The following is a 22,608-nucleotide window of genomic DNA, read 5'->3' on the forward strand; positions in this document are numbered from 1 at the left end:
GATTATGCGTTCGACACGCACTGTAGAAATCTCGACCGGTCTGTTCGTGCTGCTGGGCTTCGCGGCACTGTTTTTCATGGTGACCCAGATCACCAACCGTGAACTCTCGGTCGATGGCGGGAGTTATGACGTCACTGCCCGGTTCGAGAACATCGGCAGCCTGAAACCGGGCGCCGCGGTCTCGATGGCCGGCGTCACGGTGGGCCGGGTCGATTCCATCAGCTTCGACCAGAATGTTTACAAGGCGGTTGTGAAGATGCGGATTGCCTCCAATTACAACCGCATTCCGAATGACAGCGATGCGGCCATCATGACCTCGGGCCTGCTGGGCGGTCAGTACATCGGCATCACCGCCGGTGGCTCGGAAGAGTTTCTGAAGTCCGGCGATCAAATCGAGTTGGTGCAGGACGCGCTGGTGCTGGAGAACCTGATCAATCAGCTGGTCGCCAGCTTCATGAGCAAGAAGGACGATCAGTCGTCCGGCTCGGGCGGACAGCAGAGTGGACAGAACAAGACGGAGGAAGCGAAGCAATGAGTATCTTCGTGCGGAGTCGTAGAAACATTCTTGCGGCCGGCCTGGCGCTCATCGCCACGTTCGGTCTGTTCGCCGCCGGCGCGCAGGCGCAGGACGCGGCCAAGCTGGGGCCGCAGGAGCTGATCTCCAAAGTCGCCAACGACACGCTGAAGGATCTCGACGCCAATCGTGCTGCGTACTCCAAGGACAAGTCCAAGGTGCACGAGCTGGTCGACAAGACCATGCTGCCGTACTTCGATACCGCCTACGCCGCGCAGCTGGTGCTGGCGAAACATTGGCGCACGGCGACGGCGGAACAGCGCAAGCGCTTCATCGACGCGTTCTATCAGTCGCTCTTGCAGAACTATGGCGAGGCGCTGCTGGAATTCACGCCGGATCGTCTGAAGATCCTGCCGTTCCAGGGCAACCCGACCGATAAGGTCGCCACGGTTCGCACCGAGGTCCGTCGTGACAATGGCAGCCGAGTGCCGGTGAACTACTCGTTGCGTCAGACCGAGAAGGGCTGGAAGGCTTACGACGTGCAGATCGAAGGCGTGTCGTATGTGAAGTCCTTCCGCACCGACTTCGGCTCGGAGATCGACCAGAAGGGTCTGGAAGCGGTGATCCAGCGTCTGGAGCAACAGGTCGCCAGCGGCACGGTGAAGAAGCCGACCGAGAAGGCGAATCCCGCTTGATCAAGCCGGCCACGACTCCCGGTCCCGCCAGGCTTGAAGCGCTCGGTGACGGGCGCTTCAAGGTCTTCGGCGCGCTCAATGCCGATACCGCGACCGAGCTGCTGAAGAATAGCGAGGCGGCTTTCAAGGGCGCCACGGCGCTCGACATCGACCTGGCGAATGTTCCGGAAGGGGACAGCGCGGGGCTGGCGCTGTTGATCGAGTGGCTGCGGCTGGCGAAACAGCGTCAGCAAACCATTCACTTTGAGAATGTGCCGGAGCCCATCGCCGCCCTGGCCCGGATCAGCGAAGTCGAAAAGCTGCTGAACTGCAACGGCAAGCACTGAGCTATCGGTTCATAATGCGTGCTCCGCCTCAGGCCGGTGTCCGCATGCTCTCTCAAGTCGATACATTCAACGCCCTTGCCATCAGCCGCCTCGCTCACGAGCTGCAGGCGCAGGGCCGCTCGGTCATTCATATGGAATTCGGGCAGCCGTCCACCGGCGCGCCCCGGGCCGCGATCGCGCGGGCCCATCAGGTGCTCGACAGCGATCCGGGCGGCTATTGGGAAAGCACCGCGCTCAAAGCGCGGCTCGCCAGGCACTATCTCGACAACTACGGCGTCAAGGTCGAGCCCGAACAATTCATTCTGACGTGCGGCGCTTCCCCGGCGCTCACGCTGACGTTGACCGCGACGTTTTGTGCCGGCGACCGGATTGCACTGGCTCGGCCGGGCTACGTTGCTTATCGCAATACATTGCGCGCGTTGCATCTCAAGCCGGTGGAGATTCCTTGCGGACCGGAATCGCGATATCAGCTGACCGCCGCCGGCCTGGCTGCACTCGATCCCGCACCCCACGGCGTCATCGTCGCGAGTCCGGCCAATCCGACTGGCACCATCATTGTTCCTGCCGAACTGGAAGCGATCGCGCGCGTGTGTCGTGAACGCAATATCACCCTCATTTCCGACGAGATCTATCACGGCCTGAGCTACGTCGGCCCGGCGCGCTCGATGCTGGAGTTCGAGCCGAACGCACGCATCGTCAACAGCTTCTCGAAATATTTCAGCATGGTCGGCTGGCGCCTGGGCTGGCTGCTCGTTCCCAAGGAGCACGTGCCTCGCGCCCGCGCCATCATGAGCAATTTGTTCCTGACGGCTCCGTCCCTGAGCCAGCACGCCGCCCTCGTGGCGATGGACTGTCACGAAGAGCTCGACCAATACGTCGCGACGTATGCCCGCAATCGCAAGCTGTTGCTGGAGGCTCTGCCCCAACTCGGCTTGAACAACATCGCCCCGCCCGACGGCGCGTTTTATATCTACGCCGACATCGCCCACCTCACCGATGACAGCCTGTCGTTCTGCCAATCCCTGCTCCGCGACACCGGCGTCGCCACCGCCCCCGGCGTCGACTTCGACCCCGTCGAAGGCCACCACTTCATGCGTATGAGCTTCGCCGTCTCGACCGCCGAAGTCGAAGACGCGATTGCTCGCATGACGCCGTGGTTCGCGGCACGTGCACGCACCTAACACGCTGTAAATAGGTCTACTGCTATTGGCCGAGCCCGCCCCGGAGGGGCGAGGCCCGCCGCCTTGCCGGTCTATACAAGAATTTGTATAGTGAGGGCGAGGCATGAAGCCCATCGAGTTCTGCGCTGATTCGCTGGACTGTCTGCGAGAGTTCCCCAGGGATGCCCGGCGTGAGGCCGGTTTCCAGCTTGATCGCGTTCAGCGTGGTCTGGAACCCTTTGATTGGAAGCCGATGTCGACAGTGGGGGCAGGGGTTCGCGAAATCCGGGTTCGAGAGGATTCGGGCGCGTTCCGAGTGCTGTATGTGGCCAAATTCGCGGACGCTGTTTACGTGCTTCACTGTTTCCAGAAGAAGACACAGGCCGCGTCCAGGCGTGATCTCAGTCTGGCGGAGCAGCGATACCGCGATTTGTTGAAGGAGCGGCAATGACCAAGAAGCGTTTTTCCTCCGTCTGGGACGCGATCGAGGATTCGGCGTCGGAGGCGGCGAGCATGAAACTGCGCGCGGAGTTGGCGAACGAGATCATCGAAAGATTGCGCGCCCGCAAGCTGACTCAGGCAAAGGCGGCGGAGCTGATCGGCGTGACACAGCCGCGGGTTTCCGATCTGATGCGCGGTCGGTTGAATCTTTTCTCGTTGGACTCCTTGGTGGATATCGCCGATCGGATCGGATTGCGCACGCGGGTGGTCGTCAGTCCCAAACGGGCGGCATGAACTGAAAATGAAAATCCCGGCCTTGGCCGGGATTTTCGTTAGCGAGTCTGCGATTGCCGCTCACTGCGGCGGCGGATTTTCCGGGGGCGTCTCGGTCTCGCCTTCTTCCGGCTCCTCACCGATATCTTCCAGCGTCTCAGGCGGCGGGTTGCCGTCGAAGATGTTGAATTCGCGTTGCTGGACCCAGGCGTCGCGGATGAAGACATAGGGGTCGTAGGTGCGCTTGAGGGTTTCGTCCAGCGGCAGCAGTTCCGAGCGCGTGTGGATCGGGTTGATGATGCGCACGGCCCAGTCGGCTTCCCAGGGAAGATCGGTGTATTGCAGCGGCGTGGTGAACCAGTCGACGACCCGCGACGGTGCATCACGCACCGAAGAAGGGCCGAACAGCGGCAGGTTCACGAACGGCCCGGAAGGCACGCCCCACACGGCGAGCGTCTGACCGAAGTCTTCGTCGTTCTTTTCCAGGCCGAGCGGGGTGGCCACGTCGAAGATGCCGGCGACGCCGAGGGTGCTGTTGAGCAGAAAACGGCCGGTGTCCTTCAGCCCCAGCAGCACCTTGCCCTGCAGGAACTGATTGAGGAACGTGCCCGGGTATTCGAGGTTGCTCAGCACATTGCCGATGCCGGTGCGGACGAACTGCGGGGTGACTTTGCGGTAACCCTTGGCGACCGGCTTCAGCGCGGCCTTGTCGATGGTGTCGTTGAATTTATAGACGCCGCGATTGAATCCTTCGAAGCTCTCCTTGTTCGTGGTGCGGCCTGGTGCGCTGGCGCATCCGGCCGCGGCGAGGGCAAGCAACACAAGCGCGGCGCGCAGTAACGTGGACATGCGTCGTGATCCTTCAAACAAACTCAGATGGGACGCCACGGCCCGGCGAAATCATTCGCCGGTGGGCAAAGTCGGGCGGAAGAGGATATCTCACACCCGACGGGTGCGAGGATTGTATCAATTTACGCGGCGGCGGCTGCCACTGCCGCCATTGCTGGCTTCGATGGGCCGGCGGGCGGCCCGCTTGGGCAATGCTTGCTGAATTTCGTCCAGCCGGGCTTCGAAGCGAGCGCGCTGCACCTCGGAGATCTTGGGCACAGCCAGGGCCAGCTGTAGCTGGTTGACGGCCAGCAACAGATCGCCGCTCATGATGTGGTACTCCGACATGTAGTAGTACGAATCGGCCACGTCGCCCGCGGCGTTCGCTGCCTGCGCGGTGAGCTTGGCCTGTTCCGGTGTCGGCGGGACGGTGTTGAACAGGTCGAGCAGAATTTCGTGCGCCTTCTTCGAGTCGCCCTTTTGCATCAGCGTTTCGGCATATCGAATGGTGACGGCCACATTGCGCGGGAACAGCTCCGAGGCGCGCTTCAATGTTTGAATGGACGCCTTGCCATCGCCCGCCTGCAATTGCGCCTGACCCAGCGCCGTGTGGTACTGAAGAATGGTCGGATCGGCCGAGCGCAGCCGTTCGAAAATCGGCACGGCCTTGGCGGGCTGACCGGCCATCATCAACGCCAGCGCCTGTCCGTAAGTCTGCGCGGGTGTCGCGTCGGGTTCGTTGGTGATCGTGGCGGCGTAATACGCACGCGGATCTTCGCCCGCCGGCGTCGAGAGCACGCGCAGACGTTCGCGCGTCAGCGCATAACTCGCACTCTGCGGAGCCGGTGCCACCTCGAGCTGCGCGGCACGTTCCTTGGTCTCGGCGATACGCGTGGTGCTCACCGGGTGGGTGCGGAGCATTTCGGGGATATTCATTTCGCTGCTGCCCGCCAGCCGGCTCATGGTCTCGAAAAATCTGGGCATGCCGTTCGGGTCGAAGCCCGAGCGCGCCAGAAAGCCCAGGCCGACCCGGTCGGCTTCGGTCTCGTTGGAACGTGTAAAGCTGATCTGCTGCTGGATGGCCAGGCTCTGCGCCGCCGCGACACCCGCCATCGCGGCATCGCCGCCGCCGGCCGCCGCACCGACCAGAATCGCCGCCAGCATGGCCGCCGTGGAGACCAGGCTCGAGCGACTTTGAGCCGCGATGCTGCGAGCAATGTGTCGCTGCGTAACGTGTGCAATTTCGTGCGCGAGCACGCCGGCCAGTTCGCTCTCGTCCTCGGTCTTCAGCAGCAAACCCGTGTTCACTCCGATGAAGCCGCCCGGCAGCGCGAACGCGTTGATGGTGTTGTCCCGGACCATGAAGAAGTTGAAGCGCTGCGCGCCGTCGTGCGCCTGGCTCGAGAGCTTGTAGCCCAGCGAGCGGATGTACTCGGTGACTTCGGGATCTTCGAGGATCTGATCCTGATCGCGCAGCCCACGCACGATCATGCGCCCGATCTGGTACTCGTCGTCCAGGGTCAGCATGGTCGACGCTGGACTGCCGATGTCCGGCAGATCGTCCGGATCGGCATGGCTCACGCCCCCGGCCATGACCAGGGACGCCACGGAGGCGCACAACAGCGCCTTGAACGTCGAAAAAGAAGGCATTTTCACAGCGAGCAGTGTGGTGCGGGCCGGCGAGGCTGTAAAGCGTCACTGCTTGGACCTTAACCGCCGCTGTACGTTCATCGCCGACCCAAAAGTCGCGACGGGTCAGGGAGTTGGAGGTCCCAGGCAGGGCCGGGGACCGGGCTGGAGGAGTACCGGCGCGCACGGCTCGATAATTCGTGACGGGGTCGGCGAACGGATTCCCCAGCCGCGATCTGTAGCAAAAACCCCTTTCTAGCCGCAGACGACTCCATTAGAATGCGCGGCCCCGCACGGAGAGGTACCGAAGCGGTCACAACGGCACCGATTCGAAATCGGTTGAGGGCATTACGTCCCTACGAGGGTTCGAATCCCTCCCTCTCCGCCACCTTCCGCCGAAGCCGCGGATTTTTTTCCAATTCTGATCGGGACTTGGACAAGTCGTGTGTCGACCTGTCCGCCATACCGTCCACCATAAAAAAGCGCGTCGCCAGAAAAGTTCACAGCCCCGTGGTCGCGAGGAGGTGTTCTGGATAACGCTCACCCTCGACCTGAATCGCTGCCGCGGCCCGCTGAATTTCAAACAGATTGCCTGCTGTCAACGTCACGTTCACCGCGCCGAGGTTCTCTTCGAGCCGATGCAGCTTCGTGGTGCCGGGAATCGGCACAATCCAAGGCTTTTGCGCGAGCAGCCAAGCCAACGCGATCTGGGCCGGCGTGGCTCCCTTCTCGGCAGCAATCCGCTTCAGCAGATCGACTAGCGCCTGATTCTTCTGCATGGCTTCAGGCGTGAAGCGCGGCAGGATGTTCCGGAAGTCGCCTTCGCCGAGCTTGGTGTCTTGACTCATCGCTCCGGTCAAGAACCCTTTCCCGAGCGGACTGTAAGGCACCAAGCCGATCCCTAGCTCCTCGCATGCCTGGAGAATGCCGTTCGTCTCCACGCCGCGCGTCCACAATGAATATTCGTTCTGCAGAGCGCTGATGGGCTGCACAGCGTGAGCGCGGCGCACCGTCTGAGCACCTGGCTCCGAAAGTCCGAAATGCTTCACCTTACCCGCGGCAATCAGATCCTTCACGGCGCCGGCCACCTCTTCGATCGGAACGCTCGGATCGACCCGGTGCTGGTAGAACAGATCGATCCGCTCGATACCCAGGCGCTTGAGCGACGCTTCGGCGACTGCCTTGATGTGCTCTGGCCGGCTGTTTAGTCCACTCTGCTTGCCGCCGACGATGTTGAAGCCGAACTTGGTGGCAATGACCACTTGGTCGCGCACGGGGCGCAACGCTTCACCGACCATTTCCTCATTAGTAAATGGCCCATATATCTCCGCAGTATCGAAGAACGTGACGCCACGATCCGCTGCTTGCCGAATCAGCGCGATGCCTTCCTGTTTGCTGACCTTGTTCGCGTAACCGAAGTCCAGGCCCATGCAACCGTAGCCGAGCGCGGAGACTTTGAGTCCGCTCTTACCAAGAGTGCGAGTTTGCATCGTGAAATCTCACTTAGCTATCGAATCAAAGCTTGATCATCACCTTGATCGACTCGCGCTCATTCATGGCGCGATAGCCATCTGGCACGCCATCGAGGTTGATGACTCGATCGAAGACGCGTCCCGGCTGAATCCTTCCTTCAAGAACATCAGGCAAGAGTTCCTCGATGTACGCTCGCACCGGTGCCGGCCCACCGGCGATCGTGATGTTTCGATAGAAGGTTTCCTCTGCATCGGGAATCTGGCCGTTTTGAGGGACGCCGACACGGCCCACAGCGCCACCAGGGCGAGCGATGCTCATCGCCGTTCGCGTCGATTCACCATGGCCGACACACTCGAGCACTGAATGTGCGCCGAGGCCGTTCGTGAGTTCCTTGACGCGCTCGATGGCCGCATCGCCGCGTTCGCTCACAACCTCAGTAGCGCCGAAGTCGCGTGCCAGTGAGATCCGGTCGGGATGACGCCCGAGCATGATGATTTGCTCAGCACCAAGACGGCGGGCGGCGACTACGCCGCAAAGACCGACAGCACCATCTCCAACCACTGCCACGATCTTCCCCGGAGAGACTTTCGCAGCGAGTGCGGCATGATGACCCGTACCCATCACGTCAGTGAGTGTGAGCAAGGAGGGCATAAGTGCGTGATCAGGGCCCACTGGAAGTCTGACGAGCGTTCCATCTGCAAGCGGCACGCGCACAGCCTCGCCTTGTCCGCCATCCAGCTTGGTTCCACCCCAAAAGCCGCCGTGGATGCACGAAGTTTGTAGACCGCGCTGACAGAACTCGCACGTGCCATCGGACCATGCAAAGGGTGCGACGACGAGATCTCCTTTCTTCACATTGCGAACCTGCGCACCGACCTCCTCGATCGTGCCAATGAATTCGTGACCCATACGGTTGCCCGTATCGCTTGCTTCCATCGAGTTGTAAGGCCAGAGGTCACTGCCGCAGATGCATGCCCGCGTGACGCGAACCAAGGCGTCGGTGGGCTCGACTATTCGCGCGTCAGGTACGTTCTCGATTCGAACATCGTGGGCGGCATACATAATGGTTGCACGCATGGCAACTCCTTCAACTGTATCTATGGGGATGAGGGCGCAGCAGGCGTACTCACTGTCGGTACTGCGTATCGGTTACCTGTTCCATCCAGGTCACGACGTTCCCGGCTTGCGATTCGGCGATCGCGATGTGGGTCATGGCGCTGCCCGTGGTGGCGCCATGCCAATGCTTGACTCCAGGAGGAATCCACACGACATCACCGAGGCGGATGGTCTGCTTGGATGCGCCTTCGCGTTGAACCCATCCGGTTCCCGCAGTCACGATCAGCGTTTGACCCAGAGGATGAGAGTGCCAAGCGGTGCGTGCACCGGGCTGAAACGTGACCGTGGCGCCGCCGACGCGCGCGGGGGCGTCGCGCTGAAATTGAGAGCGGACCGTTACGTCGCCAGTGAAGTTTCTTGCGCCACCCTGTACCGCGGCGGCGTCCGTCGCACGAAGGATCGTCAACGCCCCCTGGTCCGAGCCACCGCTGTTCTCCGCAGCCTCGACTGACGTTGCGAGGATGGAAGAGAGGATCACCAGACTCGGTCCTACAGGTTTCATAGCTACTCCGGGCGCTCTTCGATGCGGACAAGGTAGTCGCTGTCACCGAGCCGGACTAGTGGGCACGATCTGCTAGGGCTTATGAAGAGCAGTCATGAATCTCGGGGGAACTTCAACGACTACTTGCCTTCCTCGGCGCTTGTCCGTGAGAAAAGTTTCCTGTAGCGGCGCAGATCCGTTTTGAAGTTGAATTCCAGGGGTGAGGTCGAAGCGAGGCCGACTGTTGACGAGTACAACCGTAGCGTTGCGCCTACGGACGTGCCGCACTTGGTTCTCCGAGGCTTGATCTGTGGTGTCAGCGTTTGTATCGAAGCGCCTCCACTAGCAAGCCGAATGCCGGGGATGTCTGTCGCCGGCTCGGGTAGTAAAGGTGATAGCCGGGGAAGGGCGCGCACCAATCCTCGAGCACACGTACTAGTTCCTTGCGCTGGAGATATGGCGTGACGGTGTCCTCTGGAAGATAGCCCAGCCCGAAACCAGCGAGCACAGCCTTCAAGATCTGTGGACTGGAGTTGAAGACGAGCTGGCCATCCACGCGCACCTTGAGTTCGCGCTGACCCTTCTCGAATTCCCACGCATACAGGCCGCCATAAGTAGGAAGTCGAAGGTTGATGCAGTTGTGTGCGGTCAGATCTTGCGGTGCTTTGGGCTTCGCGAGTTTCTCGAAATACGTCGGTGACGCGACCACGGCCATTCTGAAGTCGGGCCCGATGCGAACGGCGATCATATCTTTGGCGACCTGCTCTCCGAGGCGCACCCCGGCGTCGTATCGTTCGGCGGCGATGTCTGTCAACGCGTACTCGGCGTTGAGTTCGACGCGGATGTCAGGATAGGCCCGCAAGAACGGTTGCAGCTTCGGCCAGACGATGGTCTCAGCCGCATGTACTCCTGTTGTGATTCGAATGGTTCCGGTCGGCGTTTCTCTGAGGCCGCTTAGCGACGCGAGCTCGGCGTCGATCTCCTGAAAGTGCGGACCCACGGCCGTTGCCAAGCGTTCCCCCGCCTCGGTGGGCGAAACACTGCGGGTCGTGCGAGTGAGTAGACGCACTCCGAGTCGTGTTTCGAGCCCTCGGATCGTATGACTCAGTGCTGACTGCGAAACTCCCAGCTGCGCGGCCGCCTTGGTGAAGCTTTTCTCGCGAGCCACAGCGAGGAAGGCGAGTAGGTCGTTGAGATTTTCGCGCGGCACTGATGAATCCTTCTCATAGGTTCTATCCGATTCTGCCCGCTAATCGGTGATGGAAGAAGCCTGTAGCTTTGATAGGCGCCGGTCACAACGCAGAAAAAGTGGCCTTGAGGCAGCTGTCAGTCGGCAATTTCCAGGTCCGGTGACGATTCATGAACTCTCCTCATAGGACCTAGCGATTTTCAGGTGGAACCAGACTGGCATCCGGGTAGCTACTCAGGGAGCCGCACGCCTCCACGGCGCTTTGGGAGGGCGACAAGCTCACGCTCTGGACCTCGAATCAGATGGTCAATTGGTGCGTGCTCGATCTGGCCCAAACCTTGAACATTCCGAAGGAGAATATTCGCGTCGTGTCGCCTTACGTCGGCGGCGGATTCGGGGGGAAGTTGTTCGTGCGTGCCGAGGCATTGTTGGCGGCCCTCGGCGCTCGCATGGCCGGGCGCCCTGTGAAAGTCGCGCTACAGCAAGCATTGCTGTTCAACACCACCACGCATCGACCAGCGACGATACAGCGCATCCGCATCGGCGCGACTCGCGATGGAATCATCACTGCGATTGGGCATGAGAGCTGGTCGGGCGACTTGCCCAAGGGCAAGCCCGACGGCGCGGTCCATCAGGCACGCTTGCTGTACGCCGGTGCGCATCGGATGACGACGACCCGGATGGCCGTGCTCGACTTGCCCGAGGCCAGTGCGATACGAGCGCCAGGCGAGGCGACTGGCATGATGGCACTGGAGATTGCGGTCGATGAGATGGCGGAAAAACTCGGCCTCGATCCGATCGAGTTCCGTATCAAGAACGATACCCAAGTCGTACCCGATGATCCGTCCGAACCGTCGGGCGATGATCCGCAGGCGCGCTCATCGAACAATGCGCAGCAGGCGGGTCGGCGCTTTTCGAAGCGCTCGCTCGTGGAATGTATGAGGTCAGGCGCCGACCGCTTCGGGTGGAGCAAACGGAATCCGAAGCCCGCGAGCGTGCGCGAGGGTCGCTGGTTGATCGGCATCGGCATGGCGGCAGCGATTCGGGGCAATCAAGTCACCAAGTCAGCAGCGCGCGTGCGGCTGGATGAAAACGGTGTCGTTACGGTAGAGACTGACATGACCGACATCGGAACGGGCAGTTACACCATCATTGCGCAGACCGCGGCCGAGACGATGGGAGTGCCGATCGAGAGGGTCGAGGTTCGGCTCGGCGATTCGAACTTCCCTGTCTCTGCAGGTTCCGGGGGGCAGTGGGGTGGCAACTGTTCCACTGCGGGCGTCTACGCCGCATGTATGAAGCTGCGGGAGGCAGCAGTTCAGAAGGTCGGACTGAGCGTCGCGGATGCTGTCTTCGCCGATGGCGAGATCAGATCTGCCGGCCGAGTCATACCGCTCGCGCAAGCAGCCGCCCAGCAGCCGTTGGTCGCTGAGGACATTATCGAGTTTGGCCAGATGAACAAGCTGGCCCAGCAGTCAACCTTTGGTGCGCACTTCGTGGAAGTGGCGGTCGACAGTGCGACGGGCGAGATCCGTGTTCGACGCATGCTCGCCGTGTGCGCGTCAGGTCGCATTCTCAATCCAAAGACCGCGCGCAACCAAGGAGTGCCGGTGCACGCGGACATTCCGCACCAAGATGTCATTTTCCTGGATGAGGTCGATGCAATGTCCTCACCCATGAAGGCCAAGGGTGTCGCGGAGCTCGGCATCTGCGGCGTCGCTGCAGCCGTGGCCAACGCGGTTTACAACGCAACGGGTATCCGCGTCCGCGACTATCCCATCACGTTGGACAAACTCATTGATCGACTGCCAGTCATCACTTAGTGAGGAGTGGGCGGCGGAGCCACTGAGTGGTTCCGCAGCAGTTCTTAGCTCGCCAGGACCGATTTGACGTACTCCGGCCTCAATGGGATGCGCCGCGCGGGCCGACCCGTGGCGTCGAAAAATGCGGCAACGATCGCCGGCGCGGCGAGCGCATTGGCGCTTTCCGATCCTTGCCCGTAGACACCAAATTCCGGACGTCCGGCAATCACGACTTTGACCTCCGGCATCTCCGCCATCGTCAGAATTGGATACGTTCCCCAGTGGGTCGAGGTGATTGCGCCCTCATCGAACATCACTTCCTCGTGCAGCGCCTGGCTGACACCCATGAGACTGCCAGCCTGGACCTGACGCTTGAGTTGCAGCGGGTTCACGACGATGCCTGGATCAACGACGATGGTCAGTCGCTCCACCCTGACTTCACCGGTTTCCGGTGTGACCGCGACATGACAGGCACAGGCCCAGTAACCGTTGTCACGTAGCATGATGGAGGCGCCTTGTCCTCGCAGAATCTTTGATTCTTTCGCGCCCGCGCTGGGTGCGGGTGAAGGCCGCGTCTGCCATCCGGACTCCTCGCGCAGCCGCGCGAGAATCGTCTTGAAGCGCTCCTCTTTTGTGTGGTCGATCCGGAACTGAATTGGATCCGCACCGGCTAGCGCGGCAGCTTCGCTGATAGCAGCTTCGCGCGGAAAGTTCTGCTGGAACTGGATTGGCGTACGCATGGAGTGATCGCGCAGACCGACGCCGATGGCTGATTCGCGCTGGCCGATCTGATACGTGCCATGCCCTGCCTCGGCGACATTCGGCACCTCGGTATAGACCCATCGGTCGGCAACATTCATCGTCGTGCTATGCAAGCGCGATGCATTGTTCGGCCCGGGGGCTTCGATCGTCGGTAGGCCCGCCAGCAGCGCGCCGATCGGCCGGTCGTCCTGCATCGGCGGACCGCTATGGTCGGCCTGATACGTCTGAATCTTCCCTTTCTCATCGAGTGAGATACGAATCTTTGACATCGAGGCCGAAGATTGCGTCGACCATTGCATGTCATCGGGCCGCATCCACTGTACACGCACCGGTTTGCCGACTGCGCGTGACAGCAGCACTGCCTCATCTTCGGAGCCAGCATTGCCGCCGTTGGAACGACCGAAGTGACTCGCACCGGGATAGGTACGAATGACCACATCGGTTTCCGGTCGGCCGAGCATCTTGGCGATCGCCATCCGCAGAAATTGCGGGTTCTGGCTGTGAGTATGCAGCGTGACCGATCCGTTGGGCTTTACATCGGCGAGCGAGACGGTCGGAGAGATCGGCGCGTGCTTGTGATAAGGCACGAAATAAGTCCCGCTGTGGGTCTTGCTTGCCTTCGCCGAGGCGGCTACTGCGTCACCGGCCTGCGCGCCCTTGGCGGCCGGGATCTCGTTCCAGTCAACCTTGCTCTGCAGGTGCTCCAACAGATTCCGATGGCCGGGCAATCCCTTCCATTCGGACCATTTCGTGTTAGCGCCCACCACCTGCGCGGCGAGTATCACTTCCCACTCATCGGGCGCGAGAACGCCCACGAGATTGCCGATGACCACGACCTGCGTATTTGGGAACTGTGATTTGTCGACCTTCCCGGCCGATACGAGCGTCGATCCGAGCGTTGCCGGATGAACAACTCGTGCGTGCAGCATCCCCGGGAGTTTCACGTCGTTCACCCATAGCGCCTCACCGGACATTTTTGGACGCAGGCTCGGGTTCTTGATCGGCTGTCCGACGACGGTATAACTGGAGGTCGGTTTGAGCGGCGGGTCGCCGGCGACCTGCAGGCCACCGAAATCGGTCAGATTGCCTCGGACCGGAATCGTAAGCTGCAGCGACTCTCCGGCCACTAACGCGCCATAAGTGACGGACTTGCCGCCGCCTGCAATCACGCCGTTTGCAATCTTCAATTGCGTTCGCGGTACGCCGAGGTTGCGTGCGGCCAACTCAAGCGCCGCTTCGCGAGTGTACGCGGCGGCCTTGCGCAGGTTCATCACGTTGGTGCGTAACAAGCCGAAGGTGCCGCCGCCGTCTGGTGTGCGATCCGTATCACCGGAAATCACGGTCGTGATCGCCTCGACGGGAACATCGAGTTCTTCGGCGACGATCTGTCGATACGCGGTATAGATGGAGCTCTGCCCGAAATCGCATTTGCCGGTGCGGATCACCAAGGTATTGTCTGCGTGGATTTCGATCCACGAGCTCGGTTGTGTCGCATCCAGCGAGTTCGTCGGCGCGGCGACAGTATTGCTGGCAGCAGGCTTCATTCCCAACGCAACGACCAGTGAGCCGCTTGCGACCAGGAACGAGCGTCGGTTGAGTGTGGCGCCGTAGATGGAGAAGACGGTGTCGGGTGTGCTCATTTGGCACCTTTTGCCATGAGCCGCGCGGCATGGTGCACGCCATCGAGGATTGCGGCATAGCTTGCGCATCGACACAGATGCGGCGAAGGTCCAGAAGTCGTCAGTGCCGCCTTGATGTCGGCATCCGTTGGCTTGGGGTTGGCTTCGAGCAATTCAGTGACTTTGATCATCATGCCGAACTGGCAGATGCCACATTGGGGTACCTGCTCTTCGACCCAAGCTTCCTGCACGGGGTGCAGGGTGTCCTGAGCAGTCTGTGCGGACAGGTTGCGTTGCTTCGCCCAGCGGGCAGGCAAGCCTTCAACGGTGGTGACTTCTTTGCCTTCGGCCGCGGCGACTGGTGTGATGCAGGCCCTCATCTCGGCGCCGTCGAGCAGCACGGAGCACGCTCCACATTGCGCCATCCCGCAGCCGAATTTCGGCGTCATGATCCCTAGTTCGTTGCGGAGTACATAGAGCAGAGGCGTATCGGGCGATGACCTGACATCATGCTCTGTCCCATTTACTTTCAGCATCGACATTCGGAACATCCTCGAAAGACTGAGCTGCACTGGCGGACGTCTTGAGTCGATGAGAGTACCCCACGCGGTAGTGTCGGAGAGATGAGCAAACGACATAGGGTCTATGCGAGATATTCATGAATGCGAGGTATCAGGCTGAGGTCCCTGCATGGATCAAACGACCTTCGTCGACCTCGCTCGCATCAACGAAAGCGCCCCGATGGTCGATGCCCACGGCGCCCTTTCTACTCAGCTCATGCCCGTGGCCAAGTTGGTACGTCTCGCGCCAGCCACAACCATTCCCGTTCGTGACTGTCGCACCACGCTGGACAGCTCATGAATCGACTGCCAGTGATCACTTAATGCGACTTATCGATATGGCTCATGAGTGCAATCAAAAATCGCCAATAATCATGTCGAGGGGGACCGCGTACAGTGGCGTCAGCAACGCTAAGCCGCTCGGGCTATTCGATCAATGACCACATCTCGACGGGATTTCCTCAAATCCGCCGCGGCGACCAGCCTAATACTCTCCTTCTCATTGCCCTCGCGCGGATCCGCCGATGGTCCGCCCACCGCACTGAACGCCTACGTTCGAGTGGCCCCAGACGGACTTGTAACGATCGCTTCTCGCAACCCGGAGATCGGCCAGGGTGTAGCGACCATGCTGCCGATGTTGATTGCGGAAGAGCTCGATGTGGAATGGAGTCAGGTGCACATCGAGCAAGCCGCGAACAATGAAGCCATGTATGGCCGGCAGCTCACGGGAGGTAGCTCAGCCACGCCTCGAAATTGGGACGAGTTGCGAAGGGTCGGTGCGGCTGCGAGGCATATGCTAGTCCAGGCAGCGGCGCTCGGCTGGGGCGTGCCCGCGCCGGAGTGCACGACCGAGCGAGGTCGTGTCCGTCACGCGCCTTCGGGGCGAACTGCTGGCTACGGAGAGGTCGCGGCGCGAGCGGGCAGGCAGCCAATACCCGATCTGGCCACGCTGCCGCTCAAGGATCCGAAGAACTACCGGATCATCGGCCAGAGAATTCCCCAAAATGGCGTCGAGAAGATCGTTGCCGGGAAGATGGCCTTCGGCATCGACGTGCGGCTGCCTGGCATGTTGTTCGCCACCTATGAAAAGGCTCCGGTATTCGGTGCCAAGGTCGCTCAGGCTGACGTTGCCGCTGCCGGCGCAGTGAAGGGCGTCCGCAAAGCATTCATAGTCGAAGGGGGCAACGACATCGACGGGCTCTTACCTGGCGTCGCGGTGGTTGCGGACTCGTGGTGGGCAGCCAAGAAGGGACGAGAGCGTCTACAGGCAAAGTGGGCTGACCATCCAACCTCATCCCAAAGTAGCGTTGCATTTGCCAAGCGCGCCAGCGAGCTGAGCAGGGGCGAGCCGCTAACCATTGCTCGCAATGATGGTGATGCGCCAGGCGCGATGAAAGCCGCAGCGAAGACGCTCGACGCAGCCTACGCCTATCCATTCCTCGCGCATGCAACCATGGAGCCGCAAAACTGTACGGCGCATTTTCAGGATGGAAGGATGGAGATCTGGGCGCCGACTCAATTCCCTGAGACCGGCCGTCAGCTGGTTGCGAAAACATTGGGCCTCAAACTCGAGAACGTCGTCGTGCATATGGTTCGCGCCGGTGGTGGTTTCGGCCGGCGCGCGGTCAATGACTACATGGTCGAGGCCGCCTGGATCGCGCGCGAGGCCAACGCGCCCGTGCAATTGATCTGGAGCCGCGAAGACGATTTGCAGCACGATTTCTATCGGCCGGGCGGGTTTCATTTCCTGAAGGGCGGGCTCGACGCCGCAGGTAACATCATCTCGTGGCAGAACCACTTCGTGACCTATACCGCGAGTGGGCAGTTTGCAAACGACACGCGTATGAACGACACGGAGTTTCCGGCTCGGTTCATTCCGAACTATCGTCTCGGCGTATCCAGCATGCCACTCGGCGTGCCTGTGGGGCCGCTGCGTGCACCTATTTCGAACGGCATGTCGTTCGTGATGCAATCGTTCATCGATGAGCTTGCGCACCTCGCGGGTCAGGATCCGCTTGAGTACCGGCTGAAGCTACTCGGCGACCGAGAATCTGTTGGCGAAGGCCAGCAAGCTTACAGCGCAGCGCGAATGCGAGGCGTACTCAGGCTGGTTGCCGAGAAGTCCGGCTGGGCACAACGCTCAAAGCTGCCGAAACGCACCGCGATGGGAATTGCATTCCACTACAGCCATCGCGGCTATTTCGCCGAAGTTGCCCAGGTTACTGTAGCCACGGACGGCAGGATCAAGATCGACAACGTTTGGGTGGCGGGCGATGTCGGTCGTCAGATCATCAATCCGCTGAACGCCGAGAACCAGGTGCAAGGCGCGGTGCTCGACGGCATCTCGACGGCCTTGTATCAGAAGGTACTGATCGAGAATGGCGCAGCCTCGGTCGGCAATTTCGACACGTATCCTCTGCTACGAATTTCTGACGCTCCACCGGTGCAGGTTCACTTCCTGCCGAGCGACAACTCGCCGACCGGCTTGGGTGAACCCGCCTTGCCGCCAATCGTTCCTGCGCTGACGAACGCAATCTTCGCGGCAACCGGTGTGCGCATCCGCAATCTGCCGATCGACACAGATTCGTTGAAGGCGTAGCGAGATGGCTCGGAACGGTCTCAGAACGTCGTCGCAACGGCCTCCATCGCTGACCAGCCACCACTTCTACGTTCGTACTGAACAGTGAGTTGCAAGTTCCAGGTGCTCCGCACACCGTAGATCGTTGCTGTGACGATGCTTCTGCCTACGAGCACCGCGCGGTCGCCCTGGGAGTCGATGCGAACGGATTCTTCGCGGGCACTGTGGTAGCGCATTCGACCCGAATCGATAGCGGACAACCACTCCATCTTGCGCTGCCGGTAGCTTGTCATGTAAGTCAAGACAAAGCCCTCATCAAGCATGGCGCTTAACCGGTCAGTGCGAGCCTGCCTGCAGCATAGCTTGGTACATTTCTCGGTAGGTCTGGAGAACATCGTGTCTTCATCGTGATTGGATCGCACCTCATCAGTCATAGTCGTTCGAGCCTCTACGCCGTTCGCGGCATTCACCCGTAAACCTCGTGGTCCGTGCGGCGAGCGCCCTTGATCTGGATCTTCGATGCGACCGCATCAATCTCGCGCAACTCGTCGGCGCTCAAATCGAGGTCGGCCGAAGCCGAGTTCTCCTCTAGGCGAGCGAGCTTGCGGGTGCCTGGAATTGGTACGATCCACGGCTTCTGCGCGAGCAGCCATGCAAGCGCTATCTGGGCGGGCGTCGCGCCCTTGGCCGCGGCGATGCTATTGAGCAGTTCGACTGATGTTGGATTGGCCTGCATGGCCTCAGGGGTGAATCGCGGGAACCACGACCGAACATCGGATTTATCGACCTGCGAGTTAGGATCTACCTTGCCGGTGAGAAAGCCTTGCCCTAGCGGACTCCACGGCACGAAGCCGATGCCCAGTTCTTCGCAGGCCGGCAACACCTCCGTTTCCGGATCACGGGACCACAGAGAATATTCGTTCTGGAGAGCAGCCACTGGTTGAACCGCGTGCGCCTCTCGCAGCGTTTGCGCTCCTGTCAACCTAGGACGCCGCTCTCCCGAGTCCGGATTGATATTCCAACCGAGCTTGGTGGCGATCACTACCTCATCTCGGAACGGCGCCACTGCTTCGCCAACCAGTCCCTCGTTGGTGAAAGGTCCGTACGCTTCGGCGGTGGCGAAGAGAGTGATGCCACGCTCAAAGCGCCACGGATTACGCGGATCGTTTCCGAGCGACGCGGCGAGGGGGCTATAGCTGGATGCGAAGCTCATTGTCCCGAAGCCAAGTTCAGAAACGGCGAGGGATCCAAGATAACGAGATTTCATAAGCATGCCTGTGAGGCTGGGAAGCCTCCATGCGTTGGAATTAGGATCGGTGGGTGAAGACGCACGCTGCGCCGACATCAGCCTGGCGTAGGCAGCTTGCCAGCGCGCATGGCTGCGATTACACCGCCATCGATGAGAAGGTCGCTACCCGTGACGAAGCTGGCGTCCGGACCAAGCAGGAAGGAGGCGGCGACCGCGATCTCATCAGGAGGGGCCATTCGTTTAACGGCGGAGGCCTCTACCATCCCGCGGTAAATGTCACCTATTGGAGAGTCCAGCTCATGTCGGGCGAGCGGCGTCACGATGATGCCAGGACTGAGCGAATCGACTCGGGCGCCACGCGCGCCTCAGGTCATTGCCGCATGAGTCCCGCGCCGCCAGGCGCAATCACGCGCTCAAACTCTTCGAAGACGACAGCTGCGCCGTAAAGGTCTACCTGCAGCAAACGCTCGACCTTGGCCATGTTCGGAGATAAGCACGCGGTATTGACGACTTGCACCACATTCCCGAGTGCAGCCGCTGCGTCTGCAAGTTCCTTTACCGACTCGCGTGAAGAGACATCGACAAAATGTATCTCGGCGGAATAGCTGGCGCGACGCAGCTCCGCCGCTGCGGCGTTCAATGTTTTGTCATTGAAGTCGGCAAGCAGCAGCGTCTTTCCGAAACCCTGTCGACGGGCAATGGCAATACCGATACCGCCGGCCCCAATCACCACAACTACTTCTTCAGCCATCATTGTTTCTCCTATATCGCCGTCATCGGTGCGCTTCGCTGGGCGCGAGATCGCCATACCAATACGCCGCTGTAACTCCACCATCCATCAGAAAGTCACTGCCCGTGATAAACCCACCATCCGGTCCCATCAGTAGCGCGCCCAGCGTTCCGACTTCATCGGGTGTGCCCGGCCGCCCGGCAGCGGACACCTCGATCATCCGTCGGTAACCTTCGCCGCGCGGTCCCTTGAGTTCATCGTTGGCTAACGGTGTGATGATGATCCCTGGGCTGATCGTGTTGATGCGAGCGCCGCGCTTTCCCCAACGGACCGCCTCTGCCATGACACGCAGGGAGTTGCCGCGCTTCGAGAGCTGATACGCATGAAGGGAGTCGGTGATCTGATCTTTCTGCAGGAACGAAAGCTGAAGCAGTTCTTCCACCGGGGTCGTTGCGAGGGCCTTATTCTGCTCGGTAGAGAGCGCTGGCAGTCGATGTCCCGATTGCGACGCAATGACGACACCCGCCCCGCTGCGAGCGATGACGTTGCCAAACTCTTCCAGGACGAGGGCGGTGCCGTACAGGTCGACCTTCAAGATCATTTCCGGGGACGCCTGAGATGGAGAAACGCCTGCGGCGTGGATGAGGCCGGTGACATCACCAACCTTCGAGGCACTCTCGACTAACTTATGCACATCCTGACGCGATGACACGTCCACCGACACGACGCTCACCTCATATCCAGCATTCTCGAGAATTTGCGCGGCGGCCTCCGCGTTCGCTTGGCGCAAGTCGGCAAGCACGACGTGCTTGCCGACACCGACACGACGGGCAATCGCTTGGCCGATCTGCCCCGCACCGATCAAGACAACGACATTTTTCATAACAAGCCCTCCATTCAAAGCACGTAGGTCCAGCTCACTCACAAGGTATGGCGCGTTGCGCCGGGGCGGCTTCATCGATGGCGCGCAGCGCGTTGAGCGTGCGTGGATAGCCTATGAATGGAAGCAGCTGCGTCGTTACGTCGATCAAGCGACTGCGGTTGTTCCCGACGCGTAGGTTTGCCGCCACATGGCCTTTCACCTGCGGTTCGCAGCCGCCGAGCGAGACCAGCATGCTGAACGTGAGCAATTCGCGCATCGGAATATCAATGCCTCCCCGTGACACCCAGTCTCCGAAGCAATTCGCTGTGAGAAGACGCTGGATATGTTGCTGATCCAAAGGGGCCAACGCGTACATTTTCTCAACGGTATCCTTGCCAACGATGTGACTTTGGACATCGCGTCCGTTTTGGAGGCGGGTGTCGGGCGTGCTCGTGGATTGCGGAGCGAGTGGCAGCGCGATGCCGCGCTCGCTTAGTGCCTCGTTGGTGGCATGAAGGAATTCGAAGACCTTTGCCATCCCGGCGTACGGGACCGCCTGATAAACGATTTCCTTGACTTCAACGGGCGTCACACCGACAGTCAGCGCGGCACAGAGCATGACCCGGTATTCGCGAAGGGCCTGCGATGCGATCAACGCCGCCAGCTGGACCATCAGACGAGTCTTCGTTGGTAGGTTGCTGTCGCGTAAGACTTCATCGAACGCGAAGTTGTCGAAAACTTCGATCAGCTCGGGATCCGTCACTGCCAGCGTTGATATGTGGTCAGGGAAGAGAGTCTGGTGAGTTCTGGTCGCTTGCTCGTTAGGCATATCGAAGACTCCAAAAGGCGGCGCCGCTGCTACCTTCATTCGGGTTTGCTCAAGCCCAAGCTGTGCCGAACTTCAAGCTGCGGCGATTGGGCCAGCTTCACCACCATGGCGGCGACGCTCTTACGAGAGACGGTCCCTCCTTTGAAAGGCTGACCCTTCTGCGTGATCTCGTAGGCGATCTCATCTTCGTCCGTAAACCAGGCCGGACGCAGGATTGTGTAGTTCAGATTCGATGCTTCAATGACCTCGGCAGCTTTGCGATATGGATCAAGGATGCTCCGGTATCGCTGTCCTGGGACTTCGTCATAGATGCCCATGGAGCTGATGAAGATCAGGCGCTTGATGCCGGCTGATTCCATCGATTTCACGATGGTGGTTGCCATGCGCTCGAGCTCACCGGCCAAGTTTGCATATACGACATCCTGTCCCGACATCGATGCCTGCAGCTTCGCATTGTCGAATACATCGCCTTCAACGACGCGTACTCGATCGTGCTGCACCTGTTTCATCCGGCGCGCGTTACGAAGGTAGAGGGTCAGATTGGCATCGGTTTCGGTCAGGAACATATCGATCGCGATCTTTGCGATTGAACCGTTCGCGCCGATGATAAGGACATTGCTCATGTGAATCTCAGTCTCTAGGCTGGATCAATCTTGCCGAAGGTCATTGGACATTTTGCATCTCGATCAGGCGTCGCAGTTCAGAGACCGTGGTGTTGGCGCGAAATGCAGGGCTGCCCCGTTGAAAATTCGTCGCTGCTTTGAGATTGCCCACGGTGACTGGCTCGCAGCCTGCATCACGCACAAGCTGCTCCCCTATCTGCACCGCTGCTGCATCATCTCCAGCGAGAGGGACGCCCAACTTGTCGCTGGCTCGTGAGAACGATGCGGCCACCGCAGTGGCGTCCACTGCGCTGAATGCGCGAACCAACCGCGTATTTGGTAACAGTCGCGATGACAGCTCTCCGACGCTAGTCACGGATGTCTCTCGAACGAACGCTTCATATTCGGCGGCTGAGGGATTACACGAGTCAAGGACGACCTTGCCCCTCAGAGCGCCTTGCAGTTGACCACCGAGTTCGGTTAGCGCCCGATAGGGCACGGCAAACAAGATGACGTCGCCAAAGTCTGCGGCCTGAGCTGACGTGCCTGCGGACGCGCGCGGGCCTAGCTCTCGCGCCATAGCCGAGAGTTCTTCCGGGTGACGCGATGCGAACAGCACCTGATGACCTGCTTTGACCCACAAGCGACCTACGGTTCCGCCTAGGGAGCCCGCTCCAATGACCCCGATGCGCATCGACTCGGCAGCCGACGCTCCCTTCGGACCGAGTAGAGGCAGCGAGGCAAAAAGAGCCAACGCCTGTAGAACGGATCGGCGCTGAACTGGTTCGCTCATACCGGCGCACCATTGCGGGCGAGATCGGCGACGGCGAGAATTTGTCCGTTGTTTAATCTGTCGCCGTGCCGGCTTGCGCCTACCCCGAGACTTCTAC

At 60.5% G+C, this 22,608-nt stretch carries 22 protein-coding genes, 1 tRNA gene and 2 pseudogenes; 10 read left to right on the forward strand and 15 right to left on the reverse strand.

The window, feature by feature from the left end; all coding sequences use genetic code 11:
- Positions 1 to 4 precede the first annotated feature (4 nt).
- The 6 genes from mlaD to EKO19_RS15660 all read left to right on the forward strand — a co-directional run bounded on the left by mlaD (position 5) and on the right by EKO19_RS15660 (position 3,430).
- The gene (gene mlaD, locus EKO19_RS15635) at positions 5 to 535 is read left to right on the forward strand and encodes an outer membrane lipid asymmetry maintenance protein MlaD (protein ID WP_129777294.1); all 531 of its coding nucleotides are present in this window, start codon (positions 5 to 7) and stop codon (positions 533 to 535) included.
- Positions 532 to 1,209 carry an MlaC/ttg2D family ABC transporter substrate-binding protein gene (locus EKO19_RS15640; protein WP_129777295.1) on the forward strand — a complete coding sequence of 226 codons (678 nt, stop codon included), beginning with the start codon at positions 532 to 534 and terminating at the stop codon, positions 1,207 to 1,209. Before mlaD ends, EKO19_RS15640 begins: the two co-directional genes overlap by 4 nt.
- A complete protein-coding gene (locus EKO19_RS15645) occupies positions 1,206 to 1,535 on the forward strand; it encodes an STAS domain-containing protein (RefSeq protein WP_157995276.1) in 330 nt (109 codons plus the stop codon). The genes EKO19_RS15640 and EKO19_RS15645 overlap by 4 nt, the downstream gene beginning before the upstream one ends.
- A gap of 44 nt (positions 1,536 to 1,579) precedes the next feature.
- The gene (locus EKO19_RS15650; protein WP_129777297.1) at positions 1,580 to 2,716 is read left to right on the forward strand and encodes a pyridoxal phosphate-dependent aminotransferase; all 1,137 of its coding nucleotides are present in this window, start codon (positions 1,580 to 1,582) and stop codon (positions 2,714 to 2,716) included.
- A gap of 103 nt (positions 2,717 to 2,819) precedes the next feature.
- Positions 2,820 to 3,146 carry a type II toxin-antitoxin system RelE/ParE family toxin gene (locus tag EKO19_RS15655; RefSeq protein WP_129777298.1) on the forward strand — a complete coding sequence of 109 codons (327 nt, stop codon included), beginning with the start codon at positions 2,820 to 2,822 and terminating at the stop codon, positions 3,144 to 3,146.
- Positions 3,143 to 3,430, forward strand: a complete 288-nt coding sequence (locus EKO19_RS15660) for a helix-turn-helix domain-containing protein (protein ID WP_129777299.1) — start codon at positions 3,143 to 3,145, stop codon at positions 3,428 to 3,430. The genes EKO19_RS15655 and EKO19_RS15660 overlap by 4 nt, the downstream gene beginning before the upstream one ends.
- A gap of 60 nt (positions 3,431 to 3,490) precedes the next feature.
- On the opposite strand, the gene EKO19_RS15665 is transcribed toward EKO19_RS15660, so the two are convergent.
- On the reverse strand, positions 3,491 to 4,258 hold the full coding sequence (locus tag EKO19_RS15665) for an MlaA family lipoprotein (protein WP_129777300.1): 768 nt from the start codon (positions 4,256 to 4,258) through the stop codon (positions 3,491 to 3,493).
- A 117-nt stretch (positions 4,259 to 4,375) separates the two neighbouring features.
- Complete coding sequence (locus tag EKO19_RS15670; RefSeq protein WP_129777301.1) at positions 4,376 to 5,887, reverse strand: M48 family metalloprotease; 1,512 nt, start codon at positions 5,885 to 5,887, stop codon at positions 4,376 to 4,378.
- 274 nt (positions 5,888 to 6,161) lie between these two features.
- Between EKO19_RS15670 and EKO19_RS15675 the strand changes: the two genes are divergently transcribed.
- A tRNA-Ser gene (locus EKO19_RS15675) sits at positions 6,162 to 6,254 on the forward strand.
- Positions 6,255 to 6,366: 112 nt separating this feature from the next.
- Here EKO19_RS15675 and EKO19_RS15680 read toward each other — a convergent pair.
- From EKO19_RS15680 to EKO19_RS15695, 4 genes are all read right to left on the reverse strand, one after another.
- Positions 6,367 to 7,356, reverse strand: a complete 990-nt coding sequence (locus EKO19_RS15680) for an aldo/keto reductase (RefSeq protein ID WP_129777302.1) — start codon at positions 7,354 to 7,356, stop codon at positions 6,367 to 6,369.
- Positions 7,357 to 7,381: 25 nt separating this feature from the next.
- On the reverse strand, positions 7,382 to 8,416 hold the full coding sequence (locus EKO19_RS15685; RefSeq protein ID WP_129777303.1) for a zinc-dependent alcohol dehydrogenase family protein: 1,035 nt from the start codon (positions 8,414 to 8,416) through the stop codon (positions 7,382 to 7,384).
- Between the two features lie 49 nt (positions 8,417 to 8,465).
- Complete coding sequence (locus EKO19_RS15690) at positions 8,466 to 8,957, reverse strand: (R)-mandelonitrile lyase (protein WP_129777304.1); 492 nt, start codon at positions 8,955 to 8,957, stop codon at positions 8,466 to 8,468.
- A gap of 295 nt (positions 8,958 to 9,252) precedes the next feature.
- Positions 9,253 to 10,146 carry a LysR family transcriptional regulator gene (locus EKO19_RS15695; RefSeq protein ID WP_129777305.1) on the reverse strand — a complete coding sequence of 298 codons (894 nt, stop codon included), beginning with the start codon at positions 10,144 to 10,146 and terminating at the stop codon, positions 9,253 to 9,255.
- Positions 10,147 to 10,358: 212 nt separating this feature from the next.
- On the opposite strand from EKO19_RS15695, the pseudogene EKO19_RS39860 reads away from it, so the two are divergent.
- Positions 10,359 to 11,948: pseudogene (locus tag EKO19_RS39860) on the forward strand (molybdopterin cofactor-binding domain-containing protein); the annotation flags it as partial.
- 44 nt (positions 11,949 to 11,992) lie between these two features.
- On the opposite strand, the gene EKO19_RS15705 reads toward EKO19_RS39860, so the two are convergent.
- Entirely contained in the window at positions 11,993 to 14,329 is a 2,337-nt protein-coding gene (locus tag EKO19_RS15705) for a molybdopterin cofactor-binding domain-containing protein (protein ID WP_129777306.1), read from the reverse strand.
- Positions 14,326 to 14,850 carry a (2Fe-2S)-binding protein gene (locus tag EKO19_RS15710; protein ID WP_129777307.1) on the reverse strand — a complete coding sequence of 175 codons (525 nt, stop codon included), beginning with the start codon at positions 14,848 to 14,850 and terminating at the stop codon, positions 14,326 to 14,328. Before EKO19_RS15710 ends, EKO19_RS15705 begins: the two co-directional genes overlap by 4 nt.
- A gap of 148 nt (positions 14,851 to 14,998) precedes the next feature.
- Here EKO19_RS15710 and EKO19_RS38305 point away from each other — a divergent pair, with 148 nt between their 5' ends.
- Both EKO19_RS38305 and EKO19_RS15715 read left to right on the forward strand, forming a co-directional pair.
- On the forward strand, positions 14,999 to 15,169 hold the full coding sequence (locus EKO19_RS38305) for a hypothetical protein (RefSeq protein ID WP_157995277.1): 171 nt from the start codon (positions 14,999 to 15,001) through the stop codon (positions 15,167 to 15,169).
- Between the two features lie 135 nt (positions 15,170 to 15,304).
- Positions 15,305 to 17,467, forward strand: a complete 2,163-nt coding sequence (locus tag EKO19_RS15715) for a xanthine dehydrogenase family protein molybdopterin-binding subunit (protein WP_129777308.1) — start codon at positions 15,305 to 15,307, stop codon at positions 17,465 to 17,467.
- A gap of 20 nt (positions 17,468 to 17,487) precedes the next feature.
- Here the strand turns inward: EKO19_RS15715 and EKO19_RS15720 are convergent, their stop codons facing one another.
- From EKO19_RS15720 to EKO19_RS15750, 7 genes and pseudogenes are all read right to left on the reverse strand, one after another.
- Positions 17,488 to 17,880, reverse strand: a complete 393-nt coding sequence (locus EKO19_RS15720) for a nuclear transport factor 2 family protein (protein WP_129777309.1) — start codon at positions 17,878 to 17,880, stop codon at positions 17,488 to 17,490.
- Positions 17,881 to 17,912: 32 nt separating this feature from the next.
- Complete coding sequence (locus EKO19_RS15725; protein WP_129777310.1) at positions 17,913 to 18,713, reverse strand: aldo/keto reductase; 801 nt, start codon at positions 18,711 to 18,713, stop codon at positions 17,913 to 17,915.
- Positions 18,714 to 18,790: 77 nt separating this feature from the next.
- A pseudogene (locus EKO19_RS39865) lies at positions 18,791 to 19,446 on the reverse strand (SDR family oxidoreductase).
- Positions 19,447 to 19,468: 22 nt separating this feature from the next.
- Complete coding sequence (locus tag EKO19_RS15735; RefSeq protein WP_129777311.1) at positions 19,469 to 20,308, reverse strand: SDR family oxidoreductase; 840 nt, start codon at positions 20,306 to 20,308, stop codon at positions 19,469 to 19,471.
- 34 nt (positions 20,309 to 20,342) lie between these two features.
- Positions 20,343 to 21,155, reverse strand: coding sequence for a carboxymuconolactone decarboxylase family protein (locus tag EKO19_RS15740; protein WP_217705375.1), 813 nt, complete (start codon positions 21,153 to 21,155; stop codon positions 20,343 to 20,345).
- The gene (locus EKO19_RS15745; protein WP_129777312.1) at positions 21,152 to 21,739 is read right to left on the reverse strand and encodes an NAD(P)H-binding protein; all 588 of its coding nucleotides are present in this window, start codon (positions 21,737 to 21,739) and stop codon (positions 21,152 to 21,154) included. Before EKO19_RS15745 ends, EKO19_RS15740 begins: the two co-directional genes overlap by 4 nt.
- Positions 21,740 to 21,779: 40 nt before the next feature.
- Positions 21,780 to 22,511, reverse strand: a complete 732-nt coding sequence (locus EKO19_RS15750) for an NADPH-dependent F420 reductase (RefSeq protein WP_217705377.1) — start codon at positions 22,509 to 22,511, stop codon at positions 21,780 to 21,782.
- Between the last annotated feature and the right edge of the window lie 97 nt (positions 22,512 to 22,608).

The organism is Peristeroidobacter soli (assembly GCF_004138485.1).
Taxonomy (GTDB): domain Bacteria; phylum Pseudomonadota; class Gammaproteobacteria; order Steroidobacterales; family Steroidobacteraceae; genus Steroidobacter; species Steroidobacter soli.